Annotated in this window: 21 protein-coding genes; 14 read left to right on the top strand and 7 right to left on the bottom strand. The window is 65.5% G+C overall.

The window, feature by feature from the left end; genetic code table 11:
* The first annotated feature begins 174 nt into the window (after window positions 1–174).
* From GGD40_RS16675 to GGD40_RS16660, 4 genes are read left to right on the top strand one after another with little or no spacing between them, the layout of a single operon-like run.
* The gene (locus tag GGD40_RS16675) at window positions 175–1,839 is read left to right on the top strand and encodes an ABC transporter substrate-binding protein (RefSeq protein WP_179744288.1); all 1,665 of its coding nucleotides are present in this window, start codon (window positions 175–177) and stop codon (window positions 1,837–1,839) included.
* A 30-nt stretch (window positions 1,840–1,869) separates the two neighbouring features.
* Entirely contained in the window at window positions 1,870–2,907 is a 1,038-nt protein-coding gene (locus tag GGD40_RS16670; protein WP_179703247.1) for an ABC transporter permease, read from the top strand.
* Window positions 2,904–3,779, top strand: coding sequence for an ABC transporter permease (locus GGD40_RS16665; protein WP_179703246.1), 876 nt, complete (start codon window positions 2,904–2,906; stop codon window positions 3,777–3,779). Before GGD40_RS16670 ends, GGD40_RS16665 begins: the two co-directional genes overlap by 4 nt.
* Window positions 3,776–6,001 (top strand): ABC transporter ATP-binding protein, encoded by a 2,226-nt coding sequence (locus GGD40_RS16660; RefSeq protein WP_179744287.1) that lies wholly within the window; start codon window positions 3,776–3,778, stop codon window positions 5,999–6,001. The genes GGD40_RS16665 and GGD40_RS16660 overlap by 4 nt, the downstream gene beginning before the upstream one ends.
* Before the next feature lie 503 nt (window positions 6,002–6,504).
* Here GGD40_RS16660 and GGD40_RS36680 read toward each other — a convergent pair.
* Entirely contained in the window at window positions 6,505–6,729 is a 225-nt protein-coding gene (locus tag GGD40_RS36680) for a hypothetical protein (protein WP_218900910.1), read from the bottom strand.
* Window positions 6,730–6,749: 20 nt separating this feature from the next.
* On the opposite strand from GGD40_RS36680, the gene GGD40_RS16655 reads away from it, so the two are divergent.
* Window positions 6,750–7,397: a hypothetical protein gene (locus GGD40_RS16655; RefSeq protein WP_218900908.1), complete on the top strand. Its 648-nt coding sequence runs from the start codon at window positions 6,750–6,752 to the stop codon at window positions 7,395–7,397.
* Between the two features lie 293 nt (window positions 7,398–7,690).
* Window positions 7,691–8,182, top strand: a complete 492-nt coding sequence (locus tag GGD40_RS16650; protein ID WP_179703243.1) for a hypothetical protein — start codon at window positions 7,691–7,693, stop codon at window positions 8,180–8,182.
* A 12-nt stretch (window positions 8,183–8,194) separates the two neighbouring features.
* Here the strand turns inward: GGD40_RS16650 and GGD40_RS16645 are convergent, their stop codons facing one another.
* On the bottom strand, window positions 8,195–9,040 hold the full coding sequence (locus GGD40_RS16645; RefSeq protein WP_179744285.1) for an aldo/keto reductase: 846 nt from the start codon (window positions 9,038–9,040) through the stop codon (window positions 8,195–8,197).
* Between the two features lie 141 nt (window positions 9,041–9,181).
* On the opposite strand from GGD40_RS16645, the gene GGD40_RS16640 reads away from it, so the two are divergent.
* Window positions 9,182–9,928, top strand: a complete 747-nt coding sequence (locus tag GGD40_RS16640; RefSeq protein WP_111929571.1) for a GntR family transcriptional regulator — start codon at window positions 9,182–9,184, stop codon at window positions 9,926–9,928.
* Between the two features lie 31 nt (window positions 9,929–9,959).
* On the opposite strand, the gene GGD40_RS16635 is transcribed toward GGD40_RS16640, so the two are convergent.
* Complete coding sequence (locus GGD40_RS16635) at window positions 9,960–11,348, bottom strand: CoA transferase (RefSeq protein WP_179744284.1); 1,389 nt, start codon at window positions 11,346–11,348, stop codon at window positions 9,960–9,962.
* Window positions 11,349–11,476: 128 nt separating this feature from the next.
* On the opposite strand from GGD40_RS16635, the gene GGD40_RS16630 reads away from it, so the two are divergent.
* A complete protein-coding gene (locus GGD40_RS16630) occupies window positions 11,477–12,700 on the top strand; it encodes a citrate/2-methylcitrate synthase (RefSeq protein WP_179744283.1) in 1,224 nt (407 codons plus the stop codon).
* 14 nt (window positions 12,701–12,714) lie between these two features.
* Here GGD40_RS16630 and GGD40_RS16625 read toward each other — a convergent pair whose 3' ends face one another.
* Complete coding sequence (locus GGD40_RS16625) at window positions 12,715–13,020, bottom strand: DUF2917 domain-containing protein (RefSeq protein ID WP_179744282.1); 306 nt, start codon at window positions 13,018–13,020, stop codon at window positions 12,715–12,717.
* 173 nt (window positions 13,021–13,193) lie between these two features.
* Here GGD40_RS16625 and GGD40_RS16620 point away from each other — a divergent pair, with 173 nt between their 5' ends.
* The 3 genes from GGD40_RS16620 to GGD40_RS16610 all read left to right on the top strand — a co-directional run bounded on the left by GGD40_RS16620 (window position 13,194) and on the right by GGD40_RS16610 (window position 17,761).
* Window positions 13,194–14,612, top strand: coding sequence for an aminotransferase-like domain-containing protein (locus GGD40_RS16620; RefSeq protein WP_179744281.1), 1,419 nt, complete (start codon window positions 13,194–13,196; stop codon window positions 14,610–14,612).
* Between the two features lie 99 nt (window positions 14,613–14,711).
* The gene (gene mdtD / locus GGD40_RS16615; RefSeq protein WP_179744280.1) at window positions 14,712–16,202 is read left to right on the top strand and encodes a multidrug transporter subunit MdtD; all 1,491 of its coding nucleotides are present in this window, start codon (window positions 14,712–14,714) and stop codon (window positions 16,200–16,202) included.
* A gap of 284 nt (window positions 16,203–16,486) precedes the next feature.
* Entirely contained in the window at window positions 16,487–17,761 is a 1,275-nt protein-coding gene (locus GGD40_RS16610) for an EAL domain-containing protein (protein WP_035548158.1), read from the top strand.
* On the opposite strand, the gene GGD40_RS16605 is transcribed toward GGD40_RS16610, so the two are convergent.
* Window positions 17,717–18,742: a sigma-70 family RNA polymerase sigma factor gene (locus GGD40_RS16605; RefSeq protein WP_179744279.1), complete on the bottom strand. Its 1,026-nt coding sequence runs from the start codon at window positions 18,740–18,742 to the stop codon at window positions 17,717–17,719. The two genes, GGD40_RS16610 and GGD40_RS16605, sit on opposite strands and share 45 nt — an antisense overlap.
* 279 nt (window positions 18,743–19,021) lie before the next feature.
* On the opposite strand from GGD40_RS16605, the gene clpP reads away from it, so the two are divergent.
* Window positions 19,022–19,669 carry an ATP-dependent Clp endopeptidase proteolytic subunit ClpP gene (clpP, locus tag GGD40_RS16600; RefSeq protein WP_179703236.1) on the top strand — a complete coding sequence of 216 codons (648 nt, stop codon included), beginning with the start codon at window positions 19,022–19,024 and terminating at the stop codon, window positions 19,667–19,669.
* Window positions 19,670–19,843: 174 nt separating this feature from the next.
* Window positions 19,844–21,352 (top strand): NYN domain-containing protein, encoded by a 1,509-nt coding sequence (locus GGD40_RS16595; RefSeq protein ID WP_179703235.1) that lies wholly within the window; start codon window positions 19,844–19,846, stop codon window positions 21,350–21,352.
* A 221-nt stretch (window positions 21,353–21,573) separates the two neighbouring features.
* Here GGD40_RS16595 and GGD40_RS16590 read toward each other — a convergent pair whose 3' ends face one another.
* Together GGD40_RS16590 and GGD40_RS16585 are read right to left on the bottom strand one after the other, a co-directional pair.
* The gene (locus GGD40_RS16590; protein WP_257030520.1) at window positions 21,574–23,274 is read right to left on the bottom strand and encodes a PQQ-binding-like beta-propeller repeat protein; all 1,701 of its coding nucleotides are present in this window, start codon (window positions 23,272–23,274) and stop codon (window positions 21,574–21,576) included.
* A gap of 371 nt (window positions 23,275–23,645) precedes the next feature.
* Window positions 23,646–24,215 (bottom strand): glycine zipper family protein, encoded by a 570-nt coding sequence (locus tag GGD40_RS16585; RefSeq protein WP_179703233.1) that lies wholly within the window; start codon window positions 24,213–24,215, stop codon window positions 23,646–23,648.
* Between the two features lie 390 nt (window positions 24,216–24,605).
* Here GGD40_RS16585 and GGD40_RS16580 point away from each other — a divergent pair, with 390 nt between their 5' ends.
* Complete coding sequence (locus tag GGD40_RS16580) at window positions 24,606–24,890, top strand: hypothetical protein (protein WP_179703232.1); 285 nt, start codon at window positions 24,606–24,608, stop codon at window positions 24,888–24,890.
* Window positions 24,891–25,029: the final 139 nt, after the last annotated feature.

The raw sequence follows: 25,029 nt of genomic DNA, 5'->3' as shown, positions 1-25,029 counted from the left end.
CGCGGCAAGCGCGCCGGATCGCAGAGCAATCGCTTACACTGAAACCGTTTTACGCAGCTTTTTGCTACCCCGCGTACGCCGCTGCGCTTTTTTCACCGCCTTAACGCCGCCGCGCGCGCGCGTCTTGTGCGGTCCTTCAGAACCGGCAGCAGAAACGGACTGGACACTCCATCGATGAAGACTCCCGCGGACCGATTCCCCGACCTCGACGCAGCCCGCTTAAACGCCGACGCGTACGGCCACCACGCCCTCGACGAATTCGTCGCCGGCCGCCTGACGCGCCGCGAACTGCTGCGCTATGCGAGCGTGATCGGTTTGTCGCTGGTGGGCGGCGGCATCCTGAACGCACCGCGTGCCCGCGCCCAGGGCAATGCGGCCGCATCTAATCAGACGATCCGCGTGGCCCACCTGACGCCCGCGGGCGCGGTCGATCCGCTCACCGTCACGGACGCCGCGAGCCTCGCGCTGCTGAACCAGACCGGCGAATTCCTGGTCGACGACGACGGCGAGAAACTCGTGCTGAAGCCGGCGCTCGCGTTGTCGTGGAAGGCAAACGACAAGGGCGACGTGTGGACCTTCAAGCTGCGCCCCAACGTCAAGTTCCACGACGGCCAGGTGTTCGGCGCCAAAGACGTGGTCGCCACCTTCGATCGCCTCGCCGATCCGGCGAGCGGCTCGGCAGCGCTCTCGGTGCTCAAGGGCGTGCTGTCGAAAGGCGGCGCGAAAGTGGTCGACGACCACACGGTCGCGTTTCATCTGGACGCGCCCAACGGCAACTTCCCGTACTACGTTTCCTCGGACAATTACAACGCCGTGATCCTGCCCGCCAATTACGCGGGCGGTTATGAAAAGAGCTTCATCGGTACCGGTCCGTTCAAGCTCGAAAAGTATCAGGCCAAGGTCGGCGCGTCGTTCGTGCGCAACCCGGATTACTGGGGCGATAAAGCGTTACCGCAACGCGTACAGTTCTCCTTCTATGCCGACGAACAGGCGCAGTTGCTCGCACTGCAAGGCCATCAGGCGGACGTGATGGGCACCTTCACCGTGCAGGGCGGCGCCAGCATTCTGAACAATCCGGAATACAAGGCCGTCGGCGTGAAGTCGAGCGCGCACCGGCAGATTCACATGCGCAACGACAGTCCGCTGTTCAAGGACAAGCGCGTGCGCCAGGCGCTGGCGTTGTCGCTCGATCGCGACGTGCTGGTGCGTGGGCTCTTCAAGGGTCGCGCGCAACTCGGCAACGACAGTCCGTTCGCGCCGGTGTTTCCGTCGTCGGACGCGGGCATTCCGCAACGCAAGCTCGACGTCGCCAAAGCGAAGCAACTGCTCGCGCAAGCCGGCGTGCCAAACGGCTTCGACGTCACGCTGACCACCGAAAAGTACATGGAGATTCCCGATCTCGCGGTCGTCGTGCAGAACGCGGCGAAGGCGATCGGCGTGCGCATCAACCTGAAGGTCGAGAGCCAGTCGCTGTATTACGGCGCCGGCACGCCGGGAAAATCGGACTGGCTCGACTCGCCGCTCGGCATCACCGACTACGGTCATCGCGGCGTGCCGAACGTGTTCCTGAATGCGCCGCTCACCAGTACCGGCACCTGGAACGCCGCCCACTTCAAGAACCCGCAATACGATCAACTGGTCGCGCAATTCGTCGCCGCGGTCGATCTCGGCACGCAGAAGAAAATCTCCGGGCAGATCCAGACGCTGTTGCTCGACGAAACGCCCGTCATTATTCCGTTCTTCTACGATCAACTGATCGCGATGCGTAAGGGCGTGAACGGCGTGCGCTTCACCGCGCTCGCGCAACTCTATTTCGACCGTGCGGTGTTGAGCGCGTAAGCGCCGGCGCGTTTTCGGCAGGAGCTCACGATGTCGACCACGGTGACCCCGCCCACCTCACCCGCTTCGCCCACCCCGCCCACGCGTTCAGCCTCCGGCGGCAACGCGGTGCGCGTCGTGCGTTTTCTCGCGACGCGCGTGGGCTTGTCGCTGATCACGCTGTGGCTGCTCTCGGTGATCGTGTTCGCGGGCGGCCAGTTGCTGCCCGGCGATATCGGCCGTGCGGTGCTCGGGCCGCTCGCCGATGCGCGCGCGGTCGCCGCGCTCAATCATCAGCTCGGCGCGGACCGGCCGCTGCTCACGCAATACGTCGAGTGGATTTCGCATTTCGTGCGCGGCGATATGGGGCTCTCGTACGCGTATCGTGAACCGGTCGGGCCGTTTATCGCCGACGCGCTCGCGCATTCGGCCAGGCTCGGCCTGCTCGCTTTTATCGTGGTCGTGCCGCTCGGCATTGCGGGTGGCGTGTGGTCCGCCATGCACGCAGGGCGTTGGCTCGATCGTACGATCAGCATTGCCGGTTTGTCGGCGACCGTGGTGCCGGAGTTCGTTTCGTCGATCGTGCTGATTCTGGTGTTCGGCATCTGGCTGCAATGGCTGCCGATCGAAGCGTCCTATCCGCCCGACGCGAGCGTGCTCGAACAACTGCGCCATCTGATTCTGCCGGTGCTGCCGCTGGTGCTGGTGTTCTTCGGCTACATCGCGCGCATGGCGCGGGCAGGCACCGTCGAAGCGCTCGACGCCGACTACACCCGCACCGCGATTCTCAAGGGCCTGCCGCGCCGTGTCGTGATCTGGCGGCACGTGTTGCGCAACGCGCTGCTGCCCACCATTACCGTGGCCGCGACGCAGCTCGGCTACATGATCGGCGGGCTGGTGGTGGTCGAGACGCTGTTCCACTACCAGGGTATCGGTTCGCTGATCTACAACGCCGCCAAGGCTAAGGACTTTCCGATGCTCGAAGCGGGTGTGCTGACCATCGGCGTGGTGTACACGGTGGCGAATCTCGTCGCCGACGCACTGCACGTGCTGCTCAATCCGCGCTTGCGCGTGAGGAGCGCCGAATGAGCACGATCGTTCCGCCGACACCCTCTACCCCACGCGCGCTCGCCGAGCCGCGCTTCGATCAATTGCGCGTGCTGCTGCGCTCGCCCACTTTCGTGGTGGGCGTGGTGATCGTCGCGTGGTGGATTGTCTGCGCGCTCGCCGGGCAATGGATCGTGCGGATCGATCCGTATGCGTCCGATCCGCTCAACTCGCTGATGCCGCCCGACCGCACGCACTGGTTCGGCACCGACCAGCTCGGCCGCGACGTGTTCTCGCGCGTGATCGTCGGCGCGCGCGACATTCTGACCATCGCGCCGCTGGCCACGCTGCTCGGCACCGTGGCGGGCACGACCTTGGGTCTGATCGTCGGCTATTTCGAAGGCTGGGTCGACAACGTGGTCGGCCGCGCGATCGACGCCGTGCTCGCGCTGCCGCTCGTGATCGTCGCGCTGCTCGCGCTGGCCGCGGTCGGCGCGTCGAACTTCACGGTGATCCTCGTGATCGGCATCACCTTCACGCCGATCACCGCGCGCACCGTGCGCGCCGCCGTGTTCGCCGAACGCCATCTCGACTACGTGGCCGCCGCGCAACTGCGTGGCGAGCGCGCGCCGTACATCATGTTCGTTGAGATTCTGCCGAACGTGCTGCCGCCGATCATCGTCGAGGCCACCGTGCGGCTCGGCTATGCGATCTTCGCGGTCGCCACGCTGTCGTTTCTCGGCTTCGGTATTCAACCGCCTTCCGCCGACTGGGGCCTCGCGCTCTCCGAGTCGTACACGCTGATGGCCGGCGGCGCCTGGTGGACCGTGGTGTTCGCGGCGGGTGCGATCGCTTCTCTGGTGGTCGGCGTCAATCTGATCGCCGACAGCGTGCAAGGCGTGCTCGACCGATGAACGGCCCGCCGCCCTCCTCGTTCCCCGCCTTCGATGTGTCGAAGAGCGACCGCACCGACGCGCTGACCGTCGTCGGCCTGACCGTGACATACCGAATGCGCGGACGCGATCGCGAAGTGCTGCAGGACGTGTCGTTTCGCGTGCGACGCGGCGAGGCGTATGGCCTCGTCGGCGAATCGGGCTGCGGCAAATCGACGGTCGCGATGGCCACGCTGCGCTATCTGCCGCGCAACGGCAAGGTGAAGGCGGGCAAGATCGTGATCGCCGGCGAAGACGTGCAGAAGCTCGACGCCGACGCGCTGCGTCATCTGCGCGCGAACGCGATTTCGATCGTCTATCAGGACCCGGGGCGCGCGCTGAATCCGTCGCTGACGATCGCGCGGCAAGTCTCCGAAGCATTCGAGGCAGCCGGCGTCGCGCGCGACGAAGCGCTGCGACGCACGCGCGAGATGCTGCAGCGCGTGCGCATCGCGGCGCCCGAGCGCGTGATGGAGAGCTATCCGCATCAACTGTCGGGCGGCATGCAACAGCGCGTGGTGATCGCCATGGCGCTCGCGTCGAACCCCGCCTTGCTGATTCTCGACGAACCGACCACCGGCCTCGACGCGACCGTCGAAGCCGAAGTGCTCGACCTCGTCGCGCAGTTGCGCGAAGAACTCGGCACCGCGGTGCTGTTCATCAGCCATAACCTCGCGGTGATCGGGCGGATGTGCGAGCGCGTCGGCGTGCTCTACGCGGGCAAGCTGGTCGAGGAAGGTGCCACTCAGGACGTCTTCACGCGGCCGCGTCATCCTTATACGGTCGGGCTGTTGCGCTGTTTGCCGACCGCCGGGCGCAGCAAGGACAGCGAGCGGCTCGATACGATCGCGGGCAGCCTGCCGCTGCCGGGCTCGGTCATGCAGGGCTGCATCTACGCGGAGCGCTGCCGTCTCGCCGACGACCGCTGCCGCCGCGAAGCGCCGCCGCCGTACCGGGTGAGCGCCGCGCATGGCGATCAGATGTCGCGCTGCCATTACCACGAACGCGCGCTTGAATTGCCGCGCGCTGCCGCCGAGGCGGTCGTGGCCACCGAGGCCCCGTTGTCGGAACGCCGTCTTGAGTCGCTCGACGGCAACGCGCGCCCGCTCGTGCTGCGCACCGACAAACTCTCGAAGACGTTTCATGTGGGCGGCGCACCGTTGCGCGCGGTCGACGACGTTTCCATCGACCTCGCGAGCGGCGAGACGCTCGGCCTCGTCGGCGAATCGGGCAGCGGCAAGACGACGCTCGCCAAGCTGATGCTCGGGCTGCTCACGCCGGACGCCGGCAGCGTGCTCGAACTCGACGGCACGCCGCTCGCCGCGCGCGTGACCCGGCGCAACGACGAACAGGTCAAGTCGCTGCAGATCGTGTTCCAGAATCCGGACTCGGCGCTCAATCGTGCGCATTCGGTCAAGCGTTTGATCGGCCGCGCGCTGTCGCGGCTCACGCCGTTGCGCGGGCCCGCGATCGACGAACGGCTCGCCACGCTGACGGCCGCCGTGCGTTTGCCGGCGCGCTATCTCGGCTCGCGCACGCGGCAACTGTCCGGCGGACTCAAACAACGCGTGGCGATTGCCCGCGCGTTTGCCGGCGAACCGCGCGTGGTGGTCTGCGACGAACCCACCTCCGCGCTCGACGTCTCCGTGCAGGCCGCAATCCTCAACCTGCTCGCCGATTTGCAGCGCGAGCGCGGCGTGAGTTACGTTTTTATCTCGCACGATCTGCACGTGGTGCGCTATCTGGCCGATCGTATCGCCGTGCTGTACCTCGGCCGACTGCTGGAAATCGGACCGGCGGCCGCGGTGTTCGACGGGCCGCATCATCCTTATACCGAGGCGTTGCTGTCGTCCGTGCCGACGCTCGATACCCACGACGGTCAGGCTGACGGCACCGGCCGCCCCGCTCGCGCGCGTATCCGGTTGTCCGGCGATCTGCCGAGCGCGGCCTCGCCGCCGTCCGGTTGCGTGTTCCACACGCGCTGCCCGCGCAAGCTCGGCGCGATCTGCGAACAGCAGGACCCGCCGTTCGTCGATGCCGGCGGCGTCGACGTGAACGGTGGACAACCGGCCGCGCATCGCATCCGCTGTCATATCCCCATCGATCAATTGCGCACCCTGCAAGCCGCCTCGCGCGACGACGCAGGCACGCTCCCAGGCAACGGCGCCGACAGCGCGCCGGAAAGCGCCGGACGCAGCGAATAACGCGGCATCGCGCGGTGTCCCCAGAGTTTCGGGGCCGCGCGTTTCATCGCCGAAACGTTTTCCGGTGTTTTTTCAACGCCGGCATCGCATACCCCTATTCGACGCCTGTCGCCGCAAGGCTTTGCGGTCAGTGGCATGGATATCGCTAAGTAGTGTCCAGACACAGGAGCGCCAGCGCCCCGGCAACCGGGCACGGCAACCGATGGGCAATCAGATAAAAAAACCGGCGAGCGCATCTCGGCGTAACGGCTGCGCACGCGCGCTTCGAACGACAACAAACGAGCCGTTGACGAGTATCGGCAAAACAGACTCGGGGGCGCGGCGAAGCCCGCAACAGACAGGTCCGCCGCCGCGGAATCAGCATGAGAGATGGCGGCAGCGAGGCGCCGGCGTTCCCTCGGGAGAGATGTGATGAAGACCACCAGATATAACCGGTATTACTTCGGGGTCCTGCGGAGCGCGGCAATCGTAGCAGGCGTCACCGCGTTGGCCACTCAACTCGCTTATCCGGCATCGACCGATGTGATCCCGAAGTGGATCGTACTCGCCGATGCACCGCTGCCGGCCAGCGGCACGCAAGGCACGACGCGTTCGCTCGCGCAAGCCGACGGCGCGACGGCCGGCGAATCGACGACCGGCATGGCTGCCGGCGAATCGGCGACGGGCGACACGACCGCCGCCGACGACGCGGCCGCGATCTTCCAGCAGCAAGGCTGCGAGAGCGTCAATATTGCCGGCTGCGGCCATCATGGCGGCGGAAGCGGCAGCAACGGTGCGGCGAGCGGCGGCAGCAGCGGCGCGGGTGCGAATGGTAGCGGTGCGGCGGGTGGTGCGGCGGGTGGTGCGACTGGATCGGGCAGTGGTAGCGGCAGCGGAAGTTCTTCCGGTACGGGCGGTAAGGGAAATAGCGGCGGAAGCAGCGGTGGTGGAAGCAGCGGCGGCGGAAGCAGCGGCGGCGGAAGCAGCGGCGGCGGAAGCAGCGGCGGTGGAAGCAGCGGCGGTGGAAGCAGTGGCGGTGGAAGCAGCGGCGGTGGAAGCAGTGGCGGTGGAAGCAGTGGCGGTGGAAGCAGTGGCGGTGGAAGCAGCGGCGGTGGAAGCAGTGGCGGTGGAAGCAGCAGTGGTGGAAGCAGCAGCGGTGGCGGCAGCAGCGGCAGCGGGAGCGGCGGCTGTGGTTGCGGCGGCTCCAGCGGCGGCCCAAGCAGTGGCAAAGGCGGTGGTTTCGGTGGTGGCTTTGGTGGTGGCTTTGGTGGTGGCTTTGGCGGTGGCTTCGGTGGCGGTTTCGGCGGTGGCTTTGGCGGAGGCTTCGGCGGCGGTCACGGAGGCAAGGGTGGCAGCGGTAACGGCGGTGGCAACGGCGGAGGAAGCGGGCACTAGCATTCGCCCGTTTCACGGGTAGGGGGCCCCCGCGCCCTACTCTCGCCAACGACACGGCCGGCTACCGTGCGCTGTCCGCTGGCATCGGCGGTGATGTCTCGATCCCCCGGTCGAGCGTCACCGCACGAGGCCGGTTCAAACAGGCGGCACCTCCATGCGAAGCGGCCGGCAATCCGCCTCGTCACGCACAGCGCGGCACGCCAGTGCGCTCGTCGGCGACAACAACCCGAACAGGCAAACTCGGCGCCCGCCTGGAACCAAACCGCATCGATCGCCTCATATCAGATTCAACGTTCGATATGAGGGCACCACAACATGCAACGAAACGTCCCCCCCTTCGCAACACGCGTGGCAACGGGTCTGCTGATGGCCGCCGCGCTGGGCCTCGCATCGCTCGCTCACGCGCAAACACCGGCGCAAACACCCGCGCAACCCGCACAGGCGGCCGCGCCGCTGTCACCCACGCTGTCACAAGCCGCGCCGCCGGTCGACCCCAGTTTTTCCGCCTACTCGCTCGCGCAAACCTGCAAGCAGAAGAACGACAACGTCGCGCAGGGTCAATGTGTCGGCGCGATCCGCGGGATCATCCACGGCTATCAGTACGGCGTGCTGTTCCTCGGTCAGCGTTCCGCGTTGCCGGCCAATGAAACCCAGCGCGTGTCGCTGTGCCTGCGCAACACGCAGGTGTCGTCGATCGTCGACGATTTCATCGCCGACGCCGCGCAAGTCAGCGACGATTCGCTCAAGCACACCCCCGCGGAAGTCGCAGTGCTAGGCTCCGTGCACTTGCATCACAGTTGCAATTGAGGACGGCCGCGCTCACAGCATTTCGAGCGCCCGCTTGCTGCGCGGCGGTTTGAAGTAGGCGTCGAGCGTCGCGAGCTCATCGGCGCCGAGCCGCAGTTGCAACGCGCGATAGTTGTCTTGCACATGCTCGACGCGCCCCGTCTTCGGAATCGCGAACACGCCCGGCTCGCGCAACACCCACGCGAGCGCCACCTGAAACACCGAGACGCCGCGCGCGTCGGCGATATCGTCGAGCGGCGAGCGCTTCGGCAAACGCGCGTGATCGACCGGGCTGTAGGCCATCGCCGGCATCTTGTGCGCGGCGAGCCACGGCAGCAGGTCGAACTCCGGCCCGCGACGCGCCACGTTATACAAAATCTGATTGGTCGCGCACGCATCGCCGCCAGGCGTCGCGACCAGTTCTTCCATGTCGTCGGTGTCGAAATTGCTGACGCCCCAATGGCGAATCTTGCCCGCCTGACGCAGCGCCTCGAAACCTTCGACGGTTTCCGCGAGCGGCACCGAGCCGCGCCAGTGCAGCAGATACAGATCGAGCCGGTCGGTCTTCAAGCGCTTGAGGCTCTGTTCGCAGGCCGCGATCACGCCGCGCCGGCTGGCGTTATGCGGATACACCTTGCTGACCAGAAACACCTGATCGCGCAAGCCGTCGAGCGCTTCGCCGAGTAGCTGTTCGGTCGCGCCGTCGCCGTACATTTCCGCCGTATCGATCAGCGTCATGCCCAGTTCGATCCCGCAGCGCAGCGCGGCGATTTCGGCCGCGCGCCGGGTCGGCGCCTCGCCCATCTCCCACGTGCCCTGCCCCAGTTTTGGAATGCGTTCGCCGTCGGGCAGGCTCACGCTTGCGATATCGCTCGTCATGCTGACTCCTCGAAGTGGCCGGAAATTACACGACGAGTTTAGCGGCTGAACGGGCATTCGATCAGGCACCAGGCAAAAGCCCGCTATAACGCAGCGCGCCGATGTCATAGAATTGCCGCTTGCCCTTCTTGCGTGAGCCCCATGACCTCTGCCTCGGAAGACCGCTGGCGCGATCTGCGCCCGGACCCGGAAAACGACACGCCGCTGTATCTGCAACTTGCCCGCAAGCTCGGCACCGCGATTCACGAAAACCGCTGGAACGCCGGCGAGGCCCTGCCCTCGGAGCGCGTGCTGTCCGAAGCGCTCGGCGTATCGCGCATCACGTCGCGCAAGGCGATCGCGTTGCTGGTCGAGCAAGGCCTGATCCGGCGCACGCAGGGCGCGGGCAGTTTCATCACACCGCGCTATGAAGATCCGCTGTCGCGTCTGTCGAGCTTTAGCGAAATGCTGCGGCGCCGGGGTTTCACGCCGAGTTCGAAGTGGCTGTCGCGCGAAATCCTGCCGGCCAATCGCGACGAAGTGATTCAGCTCGGCTTGTCGCCCGCCGCCGCGGTCACGCGTTTGCGGCGATTGCGGCTGGCCGACGGCATCGTGATGGCGGTGGAGAATTCCACTTTCCCTTCCGCGGTGATTCCCGATCCGCAAGCTATCGGCGATTCGTTGTACACGTACCTCGAACAGCGCGGACTGACGATCGTGCGCGCGCTGCAGCACTTCCGCGCCGTGAACGCCAGCGACGAAATCGCGCAGCAAATGAGCATCGCGCCGAACGACGCGCTACTGCTGATCACCCGCGTGGGCTACACCGCCGACCAGCGGGCCATCGAATTGACCGACACGTATTGCCGCAACGATTACTACGACTTCGTCGCGGAGTTGCGGAAGTAGGCCACGCGACCGTTAGCGCCGAGCGCGGCCCCTACCACCTGGCCTCGTGCGCGCCTAGCCGGGCCGGCGGCATGGCGAAAAACGCCGGCGTTTCGTCCAGCTCTTCTGCGGGCAACACGCCCAGCACGCGGCCGAAGTCGGAGGCCACCGTCCCCAGACAATCGCGCACGTCGTCGATCGACACATCGGGCGCTTTCCAGCCATCGGCAATCTGCCCGAACGACTGCAACCAGCGTCCCGTTTGCGCCAGCGAGAGCCGCACGTGCCAGCTTCCGCCTTCGGTCGCGCGCCGCGCCAACGCGACCATCGCGCCGAACGCGGCGAGATAGCCGGTCGCGTGATCGAGCGCCTGACACGGCAGATGTTTCGGCTCGGTCCAGCCCGCCGCCTGCCGCTCGGTCGACGCAATGCCGCTCGCCGACTGCACCAGGCTGTCGAAGCCGCGCCGTTGCGACCACGGACCTTCGTGTCCATATGCGGACACCGACACATACACGATGCCCGGCCGGATCCGCGCCAGTTCTTCGGGACCGAAGCCGCGCGCCGCCAGCGCGCCGGGGCGATAGGCCTGCAAAAATACGTCGGCGCCGCCGGCTAGGCCGCGCAAGGTTTCACGCCCGGCCGCCTCGCGCAGATCGACCAGCGCCGAGCGCTTGCCGCGTCCGTTGTCGATCACCAGCGGCGCGATGTTCGGCAAATGCGGACCGTTGATCATCAGCACGTCCGCGCCGTGTTGCGCAAGCGCGCGGCCCGCCACCGGCCCCGCGATGATGCGCGACAGATCCAGCACCCGCACCCCCGCCAATGCCCGATTCGCGTCGCCGATGCGCGGCGGTTCGACCGGCGCGTCGCCGATGCGCTCGATCTCGAACAGCGGCAAGCCCGCGATGGCCTGCGCCTGGTCGAGCGTGGCCCACGCCTCGGGCGTGCGAATCAGCGCCGCACAGAGGCCCGCATCGGCGAGCGTCTGGTCGAGCGTTGCGCCGTCCCACTCGTGGATCGCGGCAGCCACCGCGGCACGGCTGTTCTCGCAACCGAGCACCGTCAACACCCCCTGCAGGTGGTGCGGGAAATTCGTGTGCAGTTGAATCCAGCGGCCGTCGCGCGTCTCGTAGAAACCCATCACCGGATCGCGCAACGCGGGCGGCGGCCCGTCGTCGATACGCAAATACCGTTCGCTGCGAAACGACGCGAGCGCGCGCCGCATCTGCACCGCGACATGCTGCCGGTGGCCCGTGCGCAAGCGGTGATATTCGGCCGCCGCGAGGCCGGTCGCGGCGATGGTCGCCGACGCCAGGCTGCCAACCCGGAAGACCGACGGCAAGCCCGGATCGTCACCGCTCAGGGTGACGGCGTGCAGCGCAGTCGGGTCGCAGCCCGCGAGCGTCCAGATCTGTTTGAGAGCAAGTTCAGGCGTCATGGCGTTCGTACCGAAGCGAGGGAAAGTGAAACCGAGTCTAGAATTTCATCCCTTCGCGATCAACCTTGATTATGATAATCAATATATATTGATTTCTTCGGTTCTTACCGGTTTTCATGCCCGCTCCCATGCCCGCCCCGAATTTTCTGACCGCACCGGAAGCCGCCGCCGCGCTCGGCATCAGCCTGCCCACGCTGTACGCGTACGTGAGCCGCGGCATGCTTCAATCGACGCCGGATGCGCAAAGCAAGCACCGCCTCTACGACGCCGCCGAAGTGCGCCGCCTCGCGAAACGCAAGGAAGACGGCAAGCGCGCCGGCAAGGTCGCGCAGAAGGTGCTGGACTGGGGCGTGCCGGTGCTCGAATCGTCGATCACGCTGGTGGCGGACGGCCGCCTGCTGTACCGCGGGCGTGATGCGATGGAACTGGCGGGTAGCGCGTCGCTGGAGGACGTCGCCGCGTTGCTATGGGAATGCAGCGAGCGCCGCATCGCTCAGGCGCCAGCGGTACCGTTCGCCGCCGCGCAATGGAGCGCATGGTTGAAACTGTGGGGCGACAGCACGCCGCTCGACCGCGCGCTCGTGCTGTTGCCGGCCGCCGCGGCGCAGATGCCGCGCGTGTGGGCGCTCGGCCGCGATGCGCAACTCGACACCGCGTGCGCCGTGATGCGGCTGCTGGCCGCCGCGATGATCTCGGCGGCGCCGTCGAACGAACCGCTGCACCGGCAACTCGCGACGGCGTGGCAGGTGCGCAACCGTCAGCAGGCCGGGTTGTTGAGGGCGGCTCTCGTGGCCTGCGCGGATCATGAGCTGAATGCGTCGACGTTTACCGTGCGCTGCATCACGTCGACAGGAACGCATTTGTTCGGCGCGGTGGGTGGGGGACTCGCCGCGTTGTCCGGGCCGCGACATGGCGGCGAGACCGTGCGGATCGCCGCGTTGCTCGAAGAAGCGTCGCGCGCGCCCGATCTCGACCGGTATCTCGCGAACCGCTTCGCGCGCCTCGAACACGGCGCGCACGGACCGACGCTGTCGGGCTTCGGGCATCCGCTGTACCCGGATGGCGATCCGCGCGCGCGCGTCCTGCTGAGCCTGCTCGCCGACTGCGCGCCGGCCCGCTCGCCGCTCGACGACGTGCTCGCGCTGGCGCGCACGGTGCACGACACGACTGGCGCGCAACCGAACGTGGACTATGCGCTGGTCGCGATCGAACGCGTGCTCGGCTTGCCGGCCGGCGCGGCGTTCACGTTGTTTGCCGTGGGCCGGGTGGTCGGCTGGATCGCGCACGCCATGGAACAGGCGCGCGACGGCCGCTTGATCCGGCCACGCGCGCGCTACGTTGGGGATTATTAGGCTGGCTCAGCCCATCAAGCCGCGCTCAACCAGCGCGGCAGCCAACTGAACGCCGACAGCCCCGGAATCAGCTTGGCCGCCACGTGTTCCGAGCCGCTCGCCACTGCGAAACGCGCGCCGGCCTGACCGGCGCTGATCCACGCCACCGCATGCCGCGGCAACTCGACCGATTCGCCGGTGGCGAGCCAATGATCCATGGTTTCGCCTTCGACGGTCAGCCAGATCTCGCCCGAGATCACCTTGAAAATCGACGGACGCGCGACACGCCAGGCCGCCACGGGTTCGCCCTGTTCCAATTCAAAAATCCGGACTTCACGCATCGCCGTTCTCCTTCAAAGAACTTTTCTGTTGTACCGATTATTGACGTAGGATCATCGGATACCCATGCACAGTTCCGAACACTTTCATCGGAACTGTTCAGTCAAAAAACCGGACAGTTGTCAGGTCGAGAGGTCGAAGGATCGCCTCGCCCAACGGTGAAGGAGATAACCGTATGAAACTCGACATTCAGCTCGATCGGGACAACGGCGTGCCGCTGACCGAGCAGATCGTCACCGGCGTTACCGGGTGGATCCGGACGCGCACCGCGCATCCCGGCTCGAAACTGCCGTCGATCCGCCAGTTCGCTGCCGACTACGGTGTGAGCCGCTTCCCCGTGATCGAGGCGTATGACCGGCTGGTGTCGCTCGGCTATGTCGACTCGCGCCACGGCTCGGGGTTCTATGTCGCCGATCGGCAGCCGGTGGGCGCGTCTTGCCAGGGCACCTCGGATCCGCGCCGCGCCGAAGAGGACACGGATCACCTGCTACAGCAGTTCAACCACCCCGGCGAAACGCTCAAGCTCGGCAGCGGTTTCATTCCGGAAGCGTGGCGCGACACGGACAGCATCGCGCAGGCGATTCGCCACGTCTCGCGCACCGACCCCGCGAGCATGGTCGACTACGCCACCCCGTTCGGCAACCTGGCCTTGCGCGAGCATCTGCAGGCGCGCATCGGCCAGTTGGGAATTCAGGCGGACACCTCGCAGATCGTGATCACCAACGGCGCGAGCCAGGCGTTCGATCTGCTGATGCGCTACTTGCTCAAGGCCGGCGACACGATCTTTGTCGAAGACCCCGGGTACTACAATCTGTACGGTCTGTTGAAGATGCACGGCGTGAAACTGATCGGCATTCCGCGCACCCGCAACGGGCCCGACCTCGACGTCATGCAAGCGCAGTTGAAGTTGCACCGGCCCAAGCTGCTGTTCATCAACACCGTGTTCCACAATCCGACCGGCACCACGGTCGCGCCGCCGGTCGCCTTCCGGCTGTTGCAACTGGCGCGCGAACACGGCTTCTCGATTATCGAAGACGATATTTACGCCGATCTTCAAACTGATATCACCGATCGTCTCGCCACGCTCGATCAACTCGAACATGTGATCTACGTAGGCGGGTTGTCGAAGACGCTGTCGTCGTCGCTACGAATCGGCTGCGTGGTGGCTAGCCCGGCGATCATCAAGGATTTGGTCGACATCAAGATGCTGACGACCATCGGCGGTTCGCGCTTCGCCGAAGCGGTCGCGGCCACGCTGCTGGAGCGCGGCGCGTACCGTAAGTACCTGGAACGTCTGCGCCGCCGCATGCGCGAGGCGCTCGGCTCGACCATCCAGACGCTCGAAAGCGCCGGCTGGGAGCTGTTCGATAAGCCTGTAGGCGGCAAGTTCGTCTGGGCTCGCGTGCCGCATGTCGGCAATGCGCAGCGGCTGGTGGAGTGCGGCGCGACGATGGGCGTGACGGTCGCGCCGGGCCACTATTTCCGGCCGGGTATGGAGATGAGTCCGTGGACGCGGATCCATATCGCGTTCGGCAACGACCCGCTGGCGCAGGCGTTTTTTCGCGCGGCAGCGGCGTTGCCGGCGTCGGAGTGAGGCCGTGTGCGGCATGCCCACTGCGTCGCCCCGCGCTTTTCCCTAGAATAGCGAGTCCCTGCCCGTTCCAGCGGGTCTCCGCGCTCCCAGCCGCTCTCCATGACCACGCCGCCGACCCTGCCCGCCGCCCCTTCCGACGCTGCACCGTCGCCCTCGCCCTCGCCCTCGCCCTCGCCCTCGCCCTCTCCCCGCTCGCTGACCGTGATGCTGTGGCTGGTCGCCACCGGCTTCTTCATGCAGACGCTGGACTCGACCATCGTCAACACCGCGCTGCCCGCCATGGCGACAAGCCTCGGCGAATTGCCGCTGCGCATGCAGTCGGTCGTGATCGCCTATTCGCTGACGATGGCGGTCATGATCCCGGTCTCAGGCTGGCTTGCGGATAAGCTCGGCACGCGGCGCGTCTTCTTCAGCGCGATCCTCGTGTTCGCGATCGGCTCGCTGCTGTGCGCGAACGCGCATACGCTGAACCAGCTCGTGGCCTTCCGTATCGTGCAAGGCGTGGGCGGCGCGATGCTGCTGCCGGTCGGACGGCTCGCGGTGCTGCGCACTTTTCCTGCGGAGCGCTATTTAGCGGCGTTGTCGTTCGTGGCGATTCCCGGTTTGATCGGACCGCTGATTGGCCCGACGCTCGGCGGCTGGCTCGTGAAGATCGCCTCGTGGCACTGGATCTTTCTGATCAACGTGCCGGTGGGTATTGTCGGTTGCATCACTACGTTCATCTTCATGCCGGACAGCCGCAACGAACACGTCGGCAAATTCGACATGAAAGGTTACCTGCTGCTAGTGGTGGGCATGGTCGCCATCTCGTTCGCGCTCGACGGCCGCACCGAGTTCGGCATTCAGCACGCCACGGTGCTGGTGCTGCTGATTCTGAGTCTCGCCGCGTTCGTCGCGTATGGCCTGCATGCCGTGCGCGAACCTGCGCCGATCTTCTCGCTCGACCTCTTCAAGATTCACACGTTCAGCGTCGGCTTGCTCGGCAATCTGTTCGCGCGGATCGGCAGCGGCGCGATGCCTTATCTGATCCCGCTGCTGCTGCAGGTGAGTCTCGGCTACAGCGCCTTCGAAGCCGGCATGATGATGCTGCCGGTGGCGGCTGCGGGCATGGCGTCCAAACGGCTCGTAACAAAGCTGATCGTGAAATACAGCTATCGCAGCGTACTGATCGTCAACACAGTGCTGGTCGGTCTGACCATGGCGAGCTTCGCGCTCACCAGCGCGGATCAGCCGCTATGGCTGCGGCTCGTGCAACTGGCGTTCTTCGGCGGCGTCAACTCGATGCAGTTCACCGCGATGAACACGTTGACGCTCAAAGACCTGGGCACCGGCGGCGCGAGCAGCGGCAACAGTTTGTTTTCGCTGGTCCAGATGCTGTCGATGAGCCTCGGCGTGACGATAGCCGGCGCCCTGCTCGCGACCTTCACCGGCTTGCTGCCACGCGTGACGGCGGCCAATTCGCTGCCCGCGTTTCACGCGACCTTCTTGTGCGTGGGGATCATCACGGCGGGCTCGTCGTGGATCTTCGCGCAACTGGCGCCGGACATTCGCACGCCGGCGAGAAAGACGGATCCTTCGGAGCGGACCTGAGGGGCTAAGCGGAGCACGCCTGAGGGGAGCGCACCGCGTGGCATGGCGCCAAAGCCGAAGCGTCGACCCGCAACAGGGCGCGGGCCGCACCAGCGAAGTGCGAATCGTGGCCTTCGCGCCCGCGCTGGCGCACAATCGCCGCTGGAGACCGTGGTAAGCGAGCACGCGTAGTGTGTTTCCGCGCGCGCATAGTTCTTGCTCGCCTATCCTGTAAACTCCCATTTAGCGCGTGCGGACTCGTGTCGAGCATGCAGGCGCACCGCCACCTCCACACGACTGACAAGATGAGCATGATCGAACTCGATCCTCCCGGCTTCCAGCCCCCGCGCCCGATGGCCGGCGACGAAGGCTCCCGGCGCACCGTTCTGTACGGCGGCTACACCGTCTTCAGCGTGTTTCAGCCCGTTTTCTCGGTGTCGCACCGGCGCGCTATCGGCTACCACGCTTCGCTGCGCGCGCACGACGAGCACGCGAAGCAAGTGCCTTCGCACGAAGTCTTCACGCAGGCCGCGCGGCGCGGCGACCTGCTGGAACTTGGGCGGCTCGCCGAATCGCTGCATCTGGGCAACTTCAACGCGTTCGACAGTCACGACGAATGGCTCTTTCTGAGCCTGCACCCGGCCGCGCTGATGGACACCAGTTACGGCGACGCACTGCTCGCCGGCCTCAAGGCGCTGGGGCTGCCGCCGCAACGCGTCGTGCTGGAAGTATCGGAGCAGGCCGGCGGCGAAACCACGCGCTTTGCCGAAATCATCGACTCGCTGCGCAAATCCGGCTTCCTGATCGCGCTCGACGGCTTCGGCGCCAAGCACTCGAACATTGACCGCGTGTGGAATCTGCGGCCGGACATCGTCACGCTCGACCGCTGCATTCTCGCGCAAGCCAGCGAACACTCGCACATCGAGCGGGTGTTGCCGGGCCTCGTCTCGCTGCTGCATGAATCCGGGCAACTGGTGCTGATGGGCGGCCTCAGCACCGAGCGCGACGCGCTGATCGCGCTCGAATGCAACGTGGACTTCGTACAGGGCGCATTCTTCGCGGGCGCGAGCGTCGAACCGGTCAAGCCGCAGGCCGCGGCCGGCCTGATGGACTCGCTCTCCGCAGCGCTGCGCGAACGCGTCGCGGCACGCGAACGCGCCCAGTCGGCCCGCCTCGCCCCTTATGTCACGGCGCTGGAGACCGCCGCCGCGCAACTGGTTGCGGGCGAGTCGGTTGCGCAGGCCACCGCGCCGCTGCTCACGCTCGGCGAGACGGCGCGCTGCTTCGTGCTGGACGGCTCAGGCCGGCAGATCGGCGACAACGTGCTGCCGCCGGGTCGCGCATCGCAACGCGCGAAGCGATTCCGGCCGCTGCTGCATTCGGAAGGCGCAAGCTGGGAGCGCCGGCCTTACTTCATCCAGGCGATGCGCGCGCCCGGGCGCGTGCATCTGACGCCGCCTTACCTGTCGATTAACGAAGCCCACCTCTGCGTGACCGCCTCGATCGCCGCGCATACGCCGAACGGCACGCAGGTGCTATGCGTAGACATCAACTGGGAAGTCGCGGCGCACCGCAACTGACACCACCGCTTCCCGCTGGATTCGCGCGAGCAGTTGGATGATCGCCGCGCGTCCCAGCGCACGGTTGGCCGATTGCAGACGCGTCGCGCTGGTCACCGCGCGCAATGCGACGATCTTCGGCGAGTCGCTCGGCAGACCGCCCGTGGACACGTCGATCACGCCGACCACCTCACCCTCGCAGATCAGCGCGATGCAGGTGGCGCCGCCCACCGACACGATCTCCGCATGGCGTGCGTGCCGCGCCAGCGACGTGACTTTCTCGATCCAACCCGCCACCGCTGGTTCGCGTGTTGCGAACACAGGGGTTGCAGTGGATGTGGGCAGCCCTTGGGGTGCGGATGCCGACGCGTACGCGTCGCTGACCACTTCCGGCGCTTCGCCAAAGAGCCGCAGCAAGCCGACGCGATCTTGCGCCTCCAGCGCGCAACGCAGCCGCTCGACGATCTGTGCGTGTGCGGCCGGGTCGGGTCGCTCCAACGGTGCGCCGGCACGCCGCAGACGCTCCTTCGCCCGATGGACGATCTGCCGGCAGGCGCCCGGCGTGCGCTCGAGAATCTTCGCGATCTCCGCGTAATCGCAGTCGAAGGCCTCGTGCAGCACGAAAGCTGCGCGTTCGTCGGGTTTCAGCCGTTCGAGCAGCAGCATCACGCCATATGACATCTCAGCGGCGCGCAGGGCCAGCTCCTCCGCCGACGGCGCCACCTCGTCGAGCCAAGGCTCCGGCAACCAGCCGGTAGCTTGCGACGCCCGCTCGCGCTGCACGTGCCGCAGCCGATCGATCGCCGTGCGCGTGGTGAGCGTGGTGAGCCAGGCCGCCGGCGTCTGCACCTCTTGCGTGGCGGCGAGATGCCATTTGAGCCAGACGTCCTGGACCACGTCTTCCGCTTCCGCGCGGCTGCCGAGCATTCGGTACGCCAGCGCGAACAGGCGGGCGCGGGCGGCCTGGAAGCTGGATGCCTTGTCGATTACTTGTTCTGTCATGCGTGGACCTCCAGATCGTGCGTAGTGGTGAGCGCGCGGCGCCTGCCTGCCTGCCTGCCTGCCTGCGGGATGGTCAGGCGCGCGCTGCAAATCGGCATCCTTTTCAGCTTGACGTCCCAGCTATCCCCGATGTGACAGCGGCACGCAAAAATATTTCTGTCACGCTTCTGGCCGCGCCGTCGTCATATGAGCAGAAACCGGCGCATCGGGCGCGCGGTTCGACGAATCAGCCGCCGCGCTACCGGGCCACGGTGCCGCGCCGCCTAGCACGAGGCACCTATGCAATCCAGCTACCCTTCCATCACCGGTCTCGGCCTCGTGCCTACCGTCATCGAACAGTCCGGCCGCGGCGAGCGCGCTTACGACATCTATTCCCGTCTGCTGCGCGAGCGGATTGTGTTTCTGGTCGGGCCGGTGAACGATCAGTCGGCCAGCCTGATCGTCGCGCAGTTGCTGTTTCTGGAATCCGAGAATCCCGACAAGGATATTTCTTTTTACATCAATTCGCCGGGCGGATCGGTGTACGACGGCATGGCGATTTACGACACTATGCAATTCATCAAGCCGGAAGTCTCCACGTTGTGCACGGGCTTTGCCGCGAGCATGGGCACCTTTCTGCTGACCGCGGGGCAACGTGGCAAGCGCTATGCGTTGCCGAACGCGCGCATCATGATTCACCAGCCGTCCGGCGGCAGCCAGGGCACGGCGGCAGACGTCGAGATTCAGGCTAGAGAGGTGCTCTATCAGCGCGGTCGACTGAATGCCATGATGGCCGAACGCACCGGGCGCAGCGTGGAGGAAATCGAGCACGACACCGACCGTGACAACTTCATGTCGGCACATGACGCGAAGGCCTATGGGCTTGTCGATGAAGTGCTGGAAACGCGGGCGGCGCTCGGTAGTCCGACCCGCCATCAGGAGATGTAGCCCGGCGCCGGGTGCGAAGCGGCGCTGGGCACGCCGCCGAAAAACCCAAGTCACCCGCACATTTTCCCGTCCCGCATCGGTGCGCCACGAACACAAAAGCTGATCACCTCCGCTGGAATCGCTATCATGGTCGCGATTCGTCGAATTCGACGAATCGCTTCAATGGAGATATACATGGCGTCATCCAACGAAACCGTCAGCATGGCGCTATTCTGCGACTTCGAAAATGTCGCGCTCGGCGTGCGCGACGCGAAGTACGACAAGTTCGATATCAAGCTGGTGCTCGAACGTCTGCTGCTCAAAGGCAGCATTGTCGTGAAGAAAGCCTATTGCGACTGGGATCGCTACAAGAGTTTCAAAGGCGCAATGCACGAGGCCAATTTCGAATTGATCGAGATTCCGCACGTGCGCCAATCGGGCAAGAATTCCGCCGACATCCGGCTCGTGGTCGACGCGCTCGACCTCTGCTACACCAAATCGCACGTCAATACGTTCGTGATTATCAGCGGCGATTCGGATTTCTCGCCGCTGGTGTCGAAGCTGCGTGAGAACGCCAAGCAGGTGATCGGCGTCGGCGTGCAGCAATCCACGTCCGATCTGCTGATCGCGAACTGCGACGAGTTTTTCTTTTACGACGACCTCGTGCGCGAGAGTCAGCGCGCGGTCGACAAACGCGAATCGTCGCGCCCGCAACAGGCCGCCCAGCCGACAGCCAAACGCGCACCCGACGAAGAGAAAACCCGCAACAAGGACGACCTCGAAAAACGACGCACGAAAGCGGTCGAGATCGCCGTGCAAACGTTCGACGCGCTCGCTTCCGAACGCGGCGACAGCGGCAAGATCTGGGCGTCCGTGCTGAAAAATGCGATCAAGCGCCGCAAGCCGGATTTCAACGAGACGTACTACGGTTTTCGCGCCTTCGGCAATCTGCTGGAAGAAGCCCATGCGCGCGGTCTGCTCGAATTCGGTCGCGACGAGAAGTCCGGCGCGTACGTGTATCGGAGCGCAGCCGCGAACGCGGTGAGCGAAAATGCGCAGGAACTGGCTGAAATCGTCGAGTCCGCCGAGCAGTTGGATGAAACGCAGGTCGCCGAAACGGCGTCGGCCGAGTCAGGTGGAAAACACGAATCGCGTCGTCGAGGCCGCGGCAATCGCAAGCCAGGCCGTGGTCAGCAGGAAGGTGCCCAGGAAGAGCGCGCTAGCGTCGAACGTACCGTCGCCGTGCAAGCTCAACCGGACAATGTGGACAATCCGGACAATGCGGACAGTACAGACGACTACGCTCTGTCCGCCGGCGAGCCGGCCTTCTTCGAGCAGCCGGTATTCCCGTGGCCCGGCCCGCAGAACTTTGAGCCTGCCCCGAACGCCATAGACAACGAAGAGGAAGAAGCAGAGGAAAAGAACCAGGAACCGACCGGCAAGCCGACCGAGCGTCGCAAGACACGCGCGCCGCGCAAGACTGCGGCGAAGAAAGCGAAGCAGAGCGCGCCGCGAACGATTGATGACGTACCGGCAATCGCCGCGCCTGCTGAAGCATCGGCAGCGCCCGTTGAGCGCGTTGAAGTGGAAGAAGCGTCTGAAGCCACAAAACAGGCAGCCAAACCGGCCGCGAAGAAAGCCGCGCGCAAAGCAGCACCGCGTAGTCGTCGTCCGCGTAAAGCTGCCGCGAGCGACGCGGAATAAGCGCATCTCGGTGGGGCCGCGCATTAAATCCAAATGCGCTACTCACCGCGATAAGAGCGCCGCAATAGGAGCGCCGCGGCAACAGCGGCAACAGCGGCAACAAAAAAGCCCCTGCTCATGCAATGAGCAGGGGCTTTTCTCTTCCGAGTCAGCCCGCGAGTCGGCCCACAAAGCAAACCACCAAGCAACCACCATCAGCAATTCCCGCCAACCCCAACCCCTCACAACAACCCAAACACCGCCACCCCATTCGTCGCCCCAACATAAACCTTCCCACGCGCGATCATCGGCGTGATGAACTTGTTGCCCGCGCCCCATTGATCGCGCGTCCCCGCCTGGTTGCTGTTGTACAACTCGCTCGCGAGATTCCTGGCGTTGTACGCATGCAAAGCGCCGACCGTGCCGTTCTCCGCCGCCCACACGATCGCATTGCTCGACCCGTTGGCCGACACAGCCGGCGTCGCCCCGGGATAAGCAAACATAGTCGAACTCTTCGACGCTGCCGTCGTCGCGAGATACGCACCCGTGATCGGCAACGCCTTCAGGCTATCGTTCCATCCGCCGTAGTACACCACCCCACCGTAATAAGCCGGCGATCCCCAGATCCCGCCCGCCAAAGTCCCGACCAACTCCTGCCAGATATTGTTCGCGGTCGGACTGAATTTGCCCATCGAATCGCGATCGAGAATATAGATGTTGTTATCCTTGCCCGCCGTCACCGCAAGGTGCTTGACGACACCCGCCGCAGTGGTCTGATCCGGCAACAACATCACGCCGCCCGAGCCGTAATCGTTGTCCGCGCTTGCCTCGGCTACGACGTTGTCCATCGCGAAGTAATCGGTGATCTGCAGCGTGCCCAAGGTCATCTTGATCGCCGAGTCGCCATAGTCGCCGTCCACCGGAAAACCCTGCGCGTTCAGCGTGGTGCCGAACGTGCCGTTGGCGCCCACGGCGTACAGCGACGTGCCGTCCGACGACATCCCCGAACCGGCCATCCAGAACGAGCCCTGACTGCCGTTCGGTGTCACGTCGAGCGAGGCCGTCTGCTGCAGCGTGTCGGCGTTATACGCCATGATCCAGCCGGTGTAAGCGCCCGACATGCAGTGCGAAGTCCAGCCCATATAGATGTTGCCGCCCACCAGCGTCAGCGCCGCGCGCTCCGTATACATCGACGCGCTAAAAGTGATGACGCCGTTGACACTGCCCGCACCGTTGCCCGGAAAGCTCGCCGCGATCTCCGTTGGCCCGCCGAACAACTCCGCGCCGGTCGCCAGATCGAGTGCATGCAAACGATGGTGATAGTTACCGCTGCCGTCTTTCGTCATCGCCACCGCGTACAGCACGCCGTTCGGTCCACGGTTGCGGTCGATCACCGGCGTCGACGTGATGCCGATTTCCGGTGTGAAGTCCTGGCAACTGAAATTGTCGCTGGAGGTTTCGCCGCGGCCGGTCAGCGAGACCTGCCACAGTAGCGCGAAGGTATTGGCGTCGTACGCATAGAGGCTATCGTGCTCGGACGCGACGTAGACCACATCGTGCGACGTGCCTCCAATCGACAGGCTGGTGACGAAGAGCGGTTGCGCGTCGACTTTGCCGTCGGCGGCAAGAAACGCGACCTTGCCGAAGCTCGTGGAATTGACGTTGGCAGGCGTGAGCGTGGTTTCGGCGAGCATCTGGCCGGTGCGGCCGAGGTCGTTGTGATGCATCAGCACGTCGGTCGCGAAGGCAATCGTCGTGGTCGCCGTGGGCGTGGTGGTGGGTGCGGGCGTGGTGCCGGTCGAGCCGCTACCCGTGCTGCCCGATCCCGAACCGGTACCGCCCGTCGTACCGCCACCGCTACCGCTCGCCGAGCCCGACGCCACCGTCGACGAGCCGCCCGAACCGCCGCCGCACGAAACGAAACAGGCCGTGACAAACGCCATCGCCAGCCACGCGCGCAAGCGCGACCCCACGCTCGGATTGACCAGGCCGGTTTGCAGTCGCCGCATATTCGCCTCGTTCGCGCGAAATCCGGCTCGCTCCGCAACGAAGGTAGCGAAGTCAACAAGCTGATGTACCTGCCGGAAAGGACTGATGGTGCTGACTAAGGGTGCTGACTACGCAAGACCGTCAGACAACCGGCGGCCGCAAAACGTCCCTTCAAACCTAGGCGTTTTGCCGGCGGCTTTGCCGCCATCCCTTCGCGTCTTTCCGCCAGATCTGACAAATGTTTGGCAGCAATAAACCGGCCCGCTCTGCCGCGCGGACCCTGCCATTCGACAGGGCCGGCATGCTGATCGAAGCGGTCGGTCGATCAGTAATACGGATAAGGCGCGTACATCACCGGCGGCGGTGCGTAGTACCTCGGCGGCGGCGCGTAATAGTACGGCTGCGGCTGCACATACACCGGCTGATAAGCGGGCTGCGGCTGCGAAATCGTATTGCCCTTCGATGTCATGCACTGCGCGTAGGTGGCGTCGTAGCGTGCCTGCAAGCCCGCCGCGGAATACTGCGCGCCGTTCGCGCCATTCGCGCCGCCGAGCAGCAAACCGCTACCCGCGCCGATCGCCGCGCCCGCGCCCGCATTGCCGGCAGCCGCACCGATCAGCGCGCCGACCGCGGCGCCGCCGAGCGTGCCGAGCGCGGCACTGTTCACGCTATTCGTCGTAGCGGCCTGGGAGGCCGTGCCGTTAGGGTCCGTGGACCGGTTCGCGTAGTCGCGGCAGGCGTAGTCGTCCTGCTGGAACTGGCCGAGCGGCTCACCGCTGCGCGGCATTGCGACCACACTCGGGCCGCTCGGCGGCATCACCGCGCATCCACCGAGCGCAAGCGCCATGACGGCGACCGGTATCGCGATGCCAATCGATTTAGTGCTGGAGATCATCTTGGGGCGCTTCAGAAGCTATGGGAATTTAAACGTTAGGCCAATAGCGGCAACGCTTGGTTACGGGATCGTTACAGATCGTTTTTTCGCTTACAACCTGGCGTTGCCTCGCACCGGCCGCGCGTAGCACAGCGGGGTGGTTCATTACACGCGTGCTGCGCAGACATATCGGGTAACGCTTGTAAGCGCATCCGCAACCTGTTTGCGACGTGAGCGGCCTAGACTGGCCTCCGCCGTGCCGCGCAATGGCGTGGCTACGGCGGCGGGCGCGACACGTTCAGAAGCGCATCCGAACGGCGTCGTGCAGATTGCGGACGCGTCGCGTGCAGCACGCGTACACACAACTCCGGCTCGACGGAAACCCGTCAACGACACATCAGGAACGACACGATGAAACGGCTTGTTTTCGTAGTGGGCACGGCTTGCGCGGCCTGTATTCCGCCGGCCTTCGCGCAGTCGAATCCGGCTTTGCAGAACTCGGTGTTCGCGCAACCGGCAACGACCACGACGTTCCCCAGCGCCTCCGTCGCGCAGAACTTCCAATACATCAATCATCCACCGGCACCCGCACCGGCTAGCGCGGTCGCGCCCAGCGGCGGGGGCCGTGGCGGCCATCGGCACCGGCAAACGTCGACGGATGCCAGCACGGACAGCAGCGGGTCAACGCAACCGTAATGCGTGGCGCTCGTCCGTACGCATCGGAGCCTCAGACGCTCTCACGCAGCCGTTCGACCGTCGCGTCGCAGTTACCAACTGTGACAAAGCTTGCATCCCAAAGCGGCACGGCGGAGGGCCAACCAGCAGAATTCCCGAG

This window comes from Paraburkholderia bryophila (assembly GCF_013409255.1).
Taxonomy (GTDB): Bacteria; Pseudomonadota; Gammaproteobacteria; order Burkholderiales; family Burkholderiaceae; genus Paraburkholderia.
Note: the sequence above shows the minus strand (reverse complement) of the source record. Positions and strands in the feature narration are given on the sequence as shown.

Excerpts from the sequence above, each read along its gene's own strand:
- GGD40_RS16675 (WP_179744288.1), top strand. The coding sequence starts at position 175 with ATGAAGACTCCCGCGGACCGATTCCCCGACCTCGACGCAGCCCGCTTA.
- GGD40_RS16670 (WP_179703247.1), top strand. The coding sequence starts at position 1,870 with ATGTCGACCACGGTGACCCCGCCCACCTCACCCGCTTCGCCCACCCCG.
- GGD40_RS16665 (WP_179703246.1), top strand. The coding sequence starts at position 2,904 with ATGAGCACGATCGTTCCGCCGACACCCTCTACCCCACGCGCGCTCGCC.
- GGD40_RS16660 (WP_179744287.1), top strand. The coding sequence starts at position 3,776 with ATGAACGGCCCGCCGCCCTCCTCGTTCCCCGCCTTCGATGTGTCGAAG.
- GGD40_RS16655 (WP_218900908.1), top strand. The coding sequence starts at position 6,750 with ATGGCGGCGGAAGCGGCAGCAACGGTGCGGCGAGCGGCGGCAGCAGCG.
- GGD40_RS16650 (WP_179703243.1), top strand. The coding sequence starts at position 7,691 with ATGCAACGAAACGTCCCCCCCTTCGCAACACGCGTGGCAACGGGTCTG.
- GGD40_RS16645 (WP_179744285.1), bottom strand. The coding sequence starts at position 9,040 with ATGACGAGCGATATCGCAAGCGTGAGCCTGCCCGACGGCGAACGCATT.
- GGD40_RS16640 (WP_111929571.1), top strand. The coding sequence starts at position 9,182 with ATGACCTCTGCCTCGGAAGACCGCTGGCGCGATCTGCGCCCGGACCCG.
- GGD40_RS16635 (WP_179744284.1), bottom strand. The coding sequence starts at position 11,348 with ATGACGCCTGAACTTGCTCTCAAACAGATCTGGACGCTCGCGGGCTGC.
- GGD40_RS16630 (WP_179744283.1), top strand. The coding sequence starts at position 11,477 with ATGCCCGCCCCGAATTTTCTGACCGCACCGGAAGCCGCCGCCGCGCTC.
- GGD40_RS16625 (WP_179744282.1), bottom strand. The coding sequence starts at position 13,020 with ATGCGTGAAGTCCGGATTTTTGAATTGGAACAGGGCGAACCCGTGGCG.
- GGD40_RS16620 (WP_179744281.1), top strand. The coding sequence starts at position 13,194 with ATGAAACTCGACATTCAGCTCGATCGGGACAACGGCGTGCCGCTGACC.
- mdtD (WP_179744280.1), top strand. The coding sequence starts at position 14,712 with ATGACCACGCCGCCGACCCTGCCCGCCGCCCCTTCCGACGCTGCACCG.
- GGD40_RS16610 (WP_035548158.1), top strand. The coding sequence starts at position 16,487 with ATGAGCATGATCGAACTCGATCCTCCCGGCTTCCAGCCCCCGCGCCCG.
- GGD40_RS16605 (WP_179744279.1), bottom strand. The coding sequence starts at position 18,742 with ATGACAGAACAAGTAATCGACAAGGCATCCAGCTTCCAGGCCGCCCGC.
- clpP (WP_179703236.1), top strand. The coding sequence starts at position 19,022 with ATGCAATCCAGCTACCCTTCCATCACCGGTCTCGGCCTCGTGCCTACC.
- GGD40_RS16595 (WP_179703235.1), top strand. The coding sequence starts at position 19,844 with ATGGCGTCATCCAACGAAACCGTCAGCATGGCGCTATTCTGCGACTTC.
- GGD40_RS16590 (WP_257030520.1), bottom strand. The coding sequence starts at position 23,274 with ATGGCGTTTGTCACGGCCTGTTTCGTTTCGTGCGGCGGCGGTTCGGGC.
- GGD40_RS16585 (WP_179703233.1), bottom strand. The coding sequence starts at position 24,215 with ATGATCTCCAGCACTAAATCGATTGGCATCGCGATACCGGTCGCCGTC.
- GGD40_RS16580 (WP_179703232.1), top strand. The coding sequence starts at position 24,606 with ATGAAACGGCTTGTTTTCGTAGTGGGCACGGCTTGCGCGGCCTGTATT.